This is a genomic window from Actinomadura sp. NPDC049382 (genome assembly GCF_040677125.1).
Lineage (GTDB): Bacteria > Actinomycetota > Actinomycetes > Streptosporangiales > Streptosporangiaceae > Spirillospora > Spirillospora geliboluensis.
Window position 1 is genome coordinate 1 of record NZ_JBFARO010000218.1, and the last position, 7,622, is coordinate 7,622.

The 7,622-nt window shown below is 75.5% G+C and carries 6 protein-coding genes; 1 reads left to right on the forward strand and 5 read right to left on the reverse strand.

Annotation, left to right across the window (positions count from 1 at the left end):
* The 5 genes from AB0K34_RS45410 to AB0K34_RS45430 all read right to left on the reverse strand — a co-directional run.
* Nucleotides 1–2,146, reverse strand: a 2,146-nt coding sequence (locus AB0K34_RS45410; protein WP_364554726.1) for a nitrate- and nitrite sensing domain-containing protein, incomplete at its 3' end; no start/stop codon positions are given.
* Nucleotides 2,147–2,283: 137 nt separating this feature from the next.
* On the reverse strand, nucleotides 2,284–2,937 hold the full coding sequence (locus tag AB0K34_RS45415) for an ATP/GTP-binding protein (RefSeq protein ID WP_364554727.1): 654 nt from the start codon (nucleotides 2,935–2,937) through the stop codon (nucleotides 2,284–2,286).
* A complete protein-coding gene (locus AB0K34_RS45420) occupies nucleotides 2,918–3,298 on the reverse strand; it encodes a DUF742 domain-containing protein (protein WP_364554728.1) in 381 nt (126 codons plus the stop codon). Before AB0K34_RS45420 ends, AB0K34_RS45415 begins: the two co-directional genes overlap by 20 nt.
* A gap of 14 nt (nucleotides 3,299–3,312) precedes the next feature.
* On the reverse strand, nucleotides 3,313–3,765 hold the full coding sequence (locus tag AB0K34_RS45425) for a roadblock/LC7 domain-containing protein (RefSeq protein ID WP_364554731.1): 453 nt from the start codon (nucleotides 3,763–3,765) through the stop codon (nucleotides 3,313–3,315).
* Entirely contained in the window at nucleotides 3,765–6,296 is a 2,532-nt protein-coding gene (locus tag AB0K34_RS45430; protein ID WP_364554730.1) for a nitrate- and nitrite sensing domain-containing protein, read from the reverse strand. Before AB0K34_RS45430 ends, AB0K34_RS45425 begins: the two co-directional genes overlap by 1 nt.
* A 377-nt stretch (nucleotides 6,297–6,673) precedes the next feature.
* Between AB0K34_RS45430 and AB0K34_RS45435 the strand changes: the two genes are divergently transcribed.
* Complete coding sequence (locus AB0K34_RS45435; protein WP_301174107.1) at nucleotides 6,674–7,516, forward strand: hypothetical protein; 843 nt, start codon at nucleotides 6,674–6,676, stop codon at nucleotides 7,514–7,516.
* The last annotated feature ends 106 nt before the right edge of the window (nucleotides 7,517–7,622 follow it).

Genomic DNA, 7,622 nt, shown 5'->3' on the forward strand with positions numbered 1-7,622 from the left:
GCTCGGCGACCAGCCGCACGACGCCGCCGGCCTCGACCGCCGGGCGCGCCGACGCCGACAGCGCGGCCGGCCGGTCCGGCAGCGCCCGCATCGGCCCGGTGGGGCGGCGCGCGGGCGGCTCCGCGTCGGCGTGCTCGACGATGAGGGAGCCGGGGATCAGCGCGATCGCGGTCGTCCCGCCGTACGGGGACGGGCGGAGCGTGACCGTGATGTCGTGCCGCTGCGCCAGCCGCGCCACGACGAACAGGCCGAGCTGCGCGCTGTCGGACGGGTCGAACTCCGGCGGGTTCGCGAGCCGCTCGTTGGCGGCGCGCAGCGCCTCCTCGGTCATGCCGAGCCCGCGGTCCTCGATCTCGATCGCGAACCCGCTCGGCACCGGCTGCCCGCTGACCCGCACCGGCGACTGCGGCGGCGAGAACGTGGTGGCGTTCTCCACCACCTCGGCGAGCAGGTGGATGACGTCGGCGACGGCGGAGCCGAGCAGCGCGATGCGCGGCAGCGGCTGCACCCGGACGCGCGGGTAGTCCTCGACCTCGGCGACCGCGCCGCGCACCACGTCCACCAGCGGGACGGGCCGGCGCCAGCCGCGCCCGGCGGACTTGCCGGCCAGGATGACCAGGCCCTCGGCGTGCCGCCGCATGCGGGTCGCGAGGTGGTCGAGGCGGAACAGGTCCGACAGCTCCGACGGGTCCTCGGTGCGCCGCTCCATGCTGTCGAGCAGGCTGAGCTGGCGGTGCAGCAGCGCCTGGTTGCGGCGCGCGAGGTTGACGAACACCTCGCTGATGCCGCGCCGCGCCGCGACCTCGCCCTCGGCGGCCTCCAGCACGGCCGCGCGGGCGCGGTCGAACGACTCGGCGATCTGCCGGATCTCGGTGATCCGGTAGTCGATGTCCGGTTCGGGCTCCGGTTCGGCGGGACGCCCGGCGATGATCTGCGCGGCGAGCTTGGGCAGCCGCTCGGTGGTGAAGTTCACGACGCCGCCGGCGAGCGTGCGGCACTCGCGCACCAGCCGCCGGGACACGCGGATCGCGATGACCAGCGACACCACGATCGCGGCGAGGCCGAGGCCGCCGGCGAGGCCGAGCCGGGTGAACGCGCCGATCGCGATGTGCCGGCCGCGGGCGACGACCTCGTCCAGGATCTGGTTCTCCAGCCGGAACAGCTCGCCGTCGGCGGTGTCGGCCACCGACCGCCACACGGACGGCTCGATGACGGTGACGCCCCGCGCGGTCCGGGCCGGCTGCTGCCGCCCGTGCGCCTGCGTCGCGGACGTCCCGGCGGTGCCGCGGGCGGGCGTGCCCTGGGCCCCGGTCCCCCGGGCGGTGGACGTGCGGGTCCGGCGCGCGGCGGCCTGCGGCGGCTCGGCGCCCGCGATGACCTGGTCCTCCAGCTTCATCATCTGCATGAAGGCCGGGGACGCCATCAGCTTCTCGTAGCGGGCCCGGCCGGCGGCGGGCAGGTCGCGGGCGTTGACCTCGTGCATCGTGTGGTGCGCCCCGACGAGCTTGGCGAACTGGGTGCGCTCGGCGGCCGTGACGCGGCCCGCGGCGAGCGCCCCCGTCAGCAGGGCGTCCTCGCGGGACATGAACTCGCGGGCCATGCCGAACGAGGTCAGCGTGCGGACGCTCGCGGTGATGGACCCGTCCCCCGGCGTGGTCGAGCTGTAGATGGCGTAGCAGGCGTCGATGAGCTCGCTGTACTCGCGCAGGACGTGCGCGCGGCCGCCGGTGCGCTCGTCCACGCCGCGGCGCAGCGACGGCAGCGCGGCGAGCTTGGCGGCGAGCTCGTCCATGCGCCGGACGACCTCGGGCTGGATCGCGCCCCGCAGCCCGCCGTCGCGTGCGCCGACGCGGAAGTCGTCGCCCGCCTCGTCGGTCGACTTGCGCTGGGTCTGCATCGCGCCCGGCTCCACGCGCGCGCCGCCCAGCTCGGTCATCGACAGCCGGCGCTCCTTCTGCAGCGCGTTGATGAGCCGCTGCGTGGGCAGCACCGTCTTCTGCTGGAACTCCCGGCTCTGCAGGAGCTGGTGCGCGTCGCCGTAGGTGATGCCGGTGAGGAAGCCCCACAGCGAGGCGAGCGCCAGCAGCGGCACGAGGACCAGCAGGATGATCCTCGCCCGGATGGAGGAGAAACCGCGGGCCTTCACCGCTGGCGGACCCTGCTCACTGGCTCGTCCTCCTGCACTGGATCGTCCGGGCTTGGGGGGCTTGGCATTGGGGGGCGGGGCGGTACATGCGGGGGAAACCTCCCGATGCGTGGAGTACGGGGGTGTGCGGGAGCCTACTACGTCGCGGGTTCACGATGATCGGGCAACCGATCACCCTCCGCTGGCTCCTCGGAGTCCGGCCAGGTCAGCACGTGCTCCATCAGCGCGACGAGCACCTCCTTCGACGACTCGCGGCGGCGGACGTCGCACAGCAGCACCGGGACGCCGGGGTCGAGGTCGAGCGCGATCGCGATGTCCTCGGCGCGGTGCGTGCGGATGCCGCCGAAGCAGTTCACCGCGACGACGAACGGGATGCCGCGCCGCTCGAAGTAGTCGACGGCGGGGAAGCTGCCGGCCAGCCGGCGGGTGTCGGCGATCACCACGGCGCCGATCGCGCCGGCGGCCAGCTCGTCCCACATGAACCAGAACCGCTCCTGTCCGGGCGTGCCGAACAGGTAGAGCAGCAGCTGGTCGGAGAGCGTGATGCGGCCGAAGTCCATGGCGACGGTCGTGGTCGCCTTGGCGCCGACGCCGGACACGTCGTCCACCCCGGCGCCGCGGTCGGTCAGCGGCTCCTCGGTGTGCAGCGGACGGATCTCGCTGATCGAGCCGACCATGGTGGTCTTGCCGGCGCCGAACCCGCCGGCGATGAGGATCTTGGTGGTGATCGGCGGGCGGACCGCCGGGACCGTCCCCTCGACGGGCGCGCTCTCAGAGTGCGCGGAGGCCATTGAGCACCTCCCTCAGCACCCCGCTCGGCGGGCGGCGGCCCGCGGGGGACCGCGCCTCGGCGACCACCGCGACGAGCCCCTCCTCCCGCAGGTCGCCGAGCAGCACCCGGACGACGCCGATCGGCAGCCCGAGGTCGCTGGCGAGGTCGACGACCGGGACGGGCGCCGCGCAGCGGCGCAGCACCCGCGCGTGGTCGGGGCTGTAGCGCAGCCGGTCCCCGGCCGGGACGCCGGTGGCGGCGACCACCGCGATCAGCTCGAAGCCGGGGCCGGCCGGGCGGGTCCGGCCCCGGGTCCGCGCGTACGGGCGCACGACCGGGCCGGCGTCCCGGTCCAGCCACCGCTCTGCCGACGGGTCCATCGGTCGGCAGCCCCTCAGTAGGCCCGTGGCGCGGGCCCCCCGGCGCCGCCGAAGTCCGCGCCGGACGTGTCCGTGCCGAACCGCGGGCCCGCCTGCAGGTGCTGGCCGACCCGCTTGACCAGCACCGCCATCTCGTAGGCGACGAGCCCGGCGTCGGCCTCGGCCTCGGCGATCACGGCGAGGCAGGTGCCGTCGCCCGCGGCGGTCACGAACAGCAGCAGCGCGTCCATCTCGATGATGGTCTGCCGGACGTTGCCGCCCGCGAAGTGCCGGCCCGCGCCCCGCGCGAGGCTCTGCACCCCGGACGCCAGCGCGGACAGGTGCTCGGCGTCCTCGCGGGCCAGCTCGTTCGAGGCGGCCACGGCCAGCCCGTCGCGGGACAGGATCACCGCCTGCCGCACCGTCGTCACCCGCTCGGCGAAGTCGTTGAGCAGCCAGTTCAGTTCACCGGTCGCGGTGTTGTGCATCATCGGGTTTCCTCATCCCCCACATCCGTCGCGCGGCCGCGCCGCCAACCCTGCTGAATCGATGCCATCAGCGAGCGCGCCTCCTCCGGGGAGCGTGCGACGCCCCCGGACGCGCCCGCCCCTGCCTGCACCGCGGGCCGCGGCGCGGGGCGCTTGCGCAGCTGCGGTGCCAGGTTCTTCTGCCGGACCCGGCGGGGCAGCCCCGCGTGGGTCCCCGCGGGCCGCCAGTCGTCGTCGCCGGCGTCCGCGTCGGTCTGCGCGCCACCAGCCGTGCTGCCAGCCGCGGCGCCGGCCGCGGCGCCGGCCGTGCCGTCGAGCGTGCCGCCGGCCGTGCCGTCGTCCGGGGCGGCCTCGTCCGCCCAGGGGTTCGGGGCGGGGCGCGGCGGGGCCGCGAGCACCGGCCGGCCCGGGTCGCCCCACGGGCCGGTGAGCCGGGGCAGCGCGGGCGGCGCCTCCACGGGCGCGGCGTCCGCCGCCGGCGGCTCCCGCAGCGGGACGACGGCCTCGGACCGCGGCGCCGGCACCAGGGCCGCGCCCGCCGCGCCGTCGGTGTCGGTGTCGGTGACGCCGTCGGTGACGGTGTCGAGCGGCGAGCCGGCCTCCGGCGGGCCCGCCTCCAGCTGCTCCGCCGGGACGACCAGCTCGTGCGGCAGCAGCACGATCGCCGTCACGCCGCCGTACGGGGACCGCTGCAGCGTCACGGCGATGCCGTGCCGGGCGGCGAGCCGCGCGACGACGAACAGGCCCAGCTGGTCGGTGTCGACGAGGTCGAACTCGGGCGGTTCGGCGAGCCGCCGGTTGGCCTCGGCGAGCAGCTCGGGCCGGACGCCGAGGCCGCGGTCCTCGATCTCGACGGCGAAGCCGGTGCCGACCCGCTCGGCCTTGACCCGCACCTCGGTGGTGGGCGGGGAGAACGCCGCCGCGTTCTCGATCAGCTCGGCGAGCAGGTGGACGACGTCGGTGACGGCGGCGCCGACCAGCCCGTCGTCGGAGTCGGTGAGCACGGTGGCGCGGGTGTAGTCCTCGATCTCCGAGACGGCGGCGCGCAGCACGTCCGCGAACCGCACCGGCTGCCGCCAGCCGCGGCCGGGGGTGGCGCCGGACAGGATGATCAGGCTCTCCGCGTGCCGCCGCATGCGGGTGGTGAGGTGGTCGATGCGGAACAGGTCTTCCAGGTCGTCGGCCTCGGCGCGGCTCTCCAGGCCGTCCAGCATCGTGAGCTGGCGGTGCAGGAGCGACTGGTTGCGGCGGGCGATGTTGAGGAAGATGCGGCTGACGCCGGCGCGCAGCTCGGCCTGGCCGACGGCGGCGTCCACGGCGGTCCGCTGCACCTTGGCGAACGCGTCGGCGAGCCGGGCGATCTCGGTGGTGCCGCCGGCGCGCAGGGCGGGCGCCTCGGCGGCGACGTCCACGCTCTCGTTGCGGCTGAGCCGCGCGACGACGCCGGGCAGCCGCCGCTCGGCCAGCTCCTCGGCGGAGCCGTGCAGGCCGACCAGCTCGCGGACGAACCCGCGCGCGAACCGCAGCGACAGCAGCACCGAGGCGGCGATCGCCAGCAGGCCGAGGCCGCCGACGGCGCCGAGCCGCACGTAGGCGTCGCGGCCGAGCCGGTCGGCCCGCTGGGCGGCGCCCTTGGAGGTGTCGAGCACCATCGCGCTGACCGCGGCCACCAGCGGGTCGGCGGTCCGGCGCCACTCCGCCTCCCCCACCGGCAGCGGCTTGCGCGGGTCGGCGGCGGCGATGCGGTCCTCGATGGCCTTGAAGTCCTGGTAGCGGCGGGACGCGAAGACCGGCGCGGTCCCGGTGCGGTAGACGACCGGGTCGAGCAGCGTGCGCTGCTTGATCCACTGCCAGCGCTGCTCGCCGATCATCTCGACGAACAGCCGGTGCTCGGCGGGGGTCATCCGGCCCTGGGTGACGAGGGCGGACGCGATCAGCGCGTTCTCGCGCTGCAGCAGCTCCATGCCGCGGGCGGCGTGCCGGGTGGCCAGCATCCAGTTGTAGAGGTCGGAGTGGTCGATGACGACCAGGCCGTCGTACAGCCGGTGCAGGTCGTCGACCATCGTGCTGTAGCCGTTGACGGCGGTCAGCCGGTCGACGAGCCGCCCGTCGACCGCGGAGCGCAGGCCGCCCAGCCCGCCGAGCGCCCGCAGGACGTCGGTGACGCGGCCTTTCATCTCCTCGGTGGTGGCGCCGCGCGCCGCGTCCGACGTGGCTTCGCGCCGGAAGTGCTCGACGGCCTTGTCGACGCGCGTGCGCTGGGCGACGAGCGTGACGGGCACGCCGCCGGGAGTGGAGCGCGGGGTGCTGAGGAAGACGGCCGAGGACTGGCGCTCCTTGCCCAACTCCACCAGGAGGCTCTGGCCGCTCGCGCCGAACACGCGGTCGAGCGTGTGGTACTTGCGCTGGGCGAGCGCGTCCCGTCCGGTGACGCTCGCGGCGTACCCCCACAGCGCCACCAGCGAGAGCAGCGGCACGAGCAGCAGCGCCGTCACCTTCGAGCGGATCGAGCGCGTACGGGGGGATTTCATGGGACCTCGACCGTTCCGTCGTGGAGGGTCCCTGGATCATAAAGGCGGCCCGCGACGAGACCGCAACCCCTTTGGCGCCTTTCGGACGCATTGGCACCATTCCGTGTCACCTGCGGCGATGCCCGCGGCCGGAGTGATCTTGTCGCGGCTTCCGCAAGGAGATAGCGGCAAATCCGGACAATTTACTTCATTTCCCCCTGTTGCTCGCGGACATTGCGCCATACTCTGCTTCTTCATCACCGCACGCGCCGCCACGCTCGCGCCACCGCCGTTCGCGTCGCGCCGGCACGGAAAGGAGATCCGCGATCCATACAGGCAACGACGGAGGCCGGGACGGGAGGACGGCTCCGGGGCCGGAGGGCGTTACGATGCCCGCCGTGAGTCCCGAAAGCCAGGCATCCGAGGCACTGCCGTCGCGACGGCGCCGCACCCCCCGCGGCGGCCGGCACCGCGGCGACGAGTCCTTCCTGCTGCCCCCCGGTTCCCCCACGCTGGTCCTGGCCGTGCCCGGGCACGCCCGGCAGGCCGGCGCCGAGGTCGGCGCCGAGTTGGCCCGGCTCGTCGAGATAGAGCACACCGGCCAGCCCGCCTACGTCGGGCACCTGGACGGTGCCGAGGCCCCGCTGCACGGCGTCCTCGCCGGGCTGCGCCAGGAGCAGGACGAGCTGGCGGCCGTCGTCGTCCCGCTGTCCACCGGCCCCGACCCGGCGCTCGACCGCGCCGTGCACGCCGCCGTCGCCGCCGCGCCGGTGCGCGCCGTCGCCGCCGAGCCGCTCGGCCCGCACCCGCTCATCGCCGAGGCGCTGCACGACCGGCTCGCCGACGCGGGCCTCGCCCGCGCCGACCGCATCCGGCTGATGACGATGGTGACCGCCGCGTCCGGCGTCATCGTCGCGACGCCGGGCGACGCGACCGCCGTCCGGCAGGCCGAGGTCACGAGCGTGCTGCTCGCCTCCCGGCTGGCCGCGCCGGTCTTCACCGCCTCCCTGAACGACGAGGCGTCGGTCAAGGCCGCGGCCGACCAGCTGCGCATGGCGGGCGCCACGTCGATCGCCCTCGCCCCGCACCTGATCGGCACCGAGCCGGAGGCGGCCCTCGCCGCCCCCGCCGCCGCGAGCGTGGGCGCCGCCCACTCCGCTCCCCTGGGCGCGCACCCCGCCCTCGCCCGGCTGACCGCCCTCCGCTACGTGGAAGCCCTCTCCACCGCACTCTCAGGCTGAGCCGTCCCGCCCCGCGGCCGGGGCAGGGCCGGCGGCGCGGGGCGGGGGTGGAGAGATAGGGGGGGGGGGGGACTTGGGGTGGCGGGGAGTCGAACGCGGGGGCCAA

What these genes read in the sequence shown, in the direction of transcription:
- AB0K34_RS45415 (WP_364554727.1), bottom strand. Translation starts at nt 2,937, where the DNA reads ATGGCCTCCGCGCACTCTGAGAGCGCGCCCGTCGAGGGGACGGTCCCG.
- AB0K34_RS45420 (WP_364554728.1), bottom strand. Translation starts at nt 3,298, where the DNA reads ATGGACCCGTCGGCAGAGCGGTGGCTGGACCGGGACGCCGGCCCGGTC.
- AB0K34_RS45425 (WP_364554731.1), bottom strand. Translation starts at nt 3,765, where the DNA reads ATGCACAACACCGCGACCGGTGAACTGAACTGGCTGCTCAACGACTTC.
- AB0K34_RS45430 (WP_364554730.1), bottom strand. Translation starts at nt 6,296, where the DNA reads ATGAAATCCCCCCGTACGCGCTCGATCCGCTCGAAGGTGACGGCGCTG.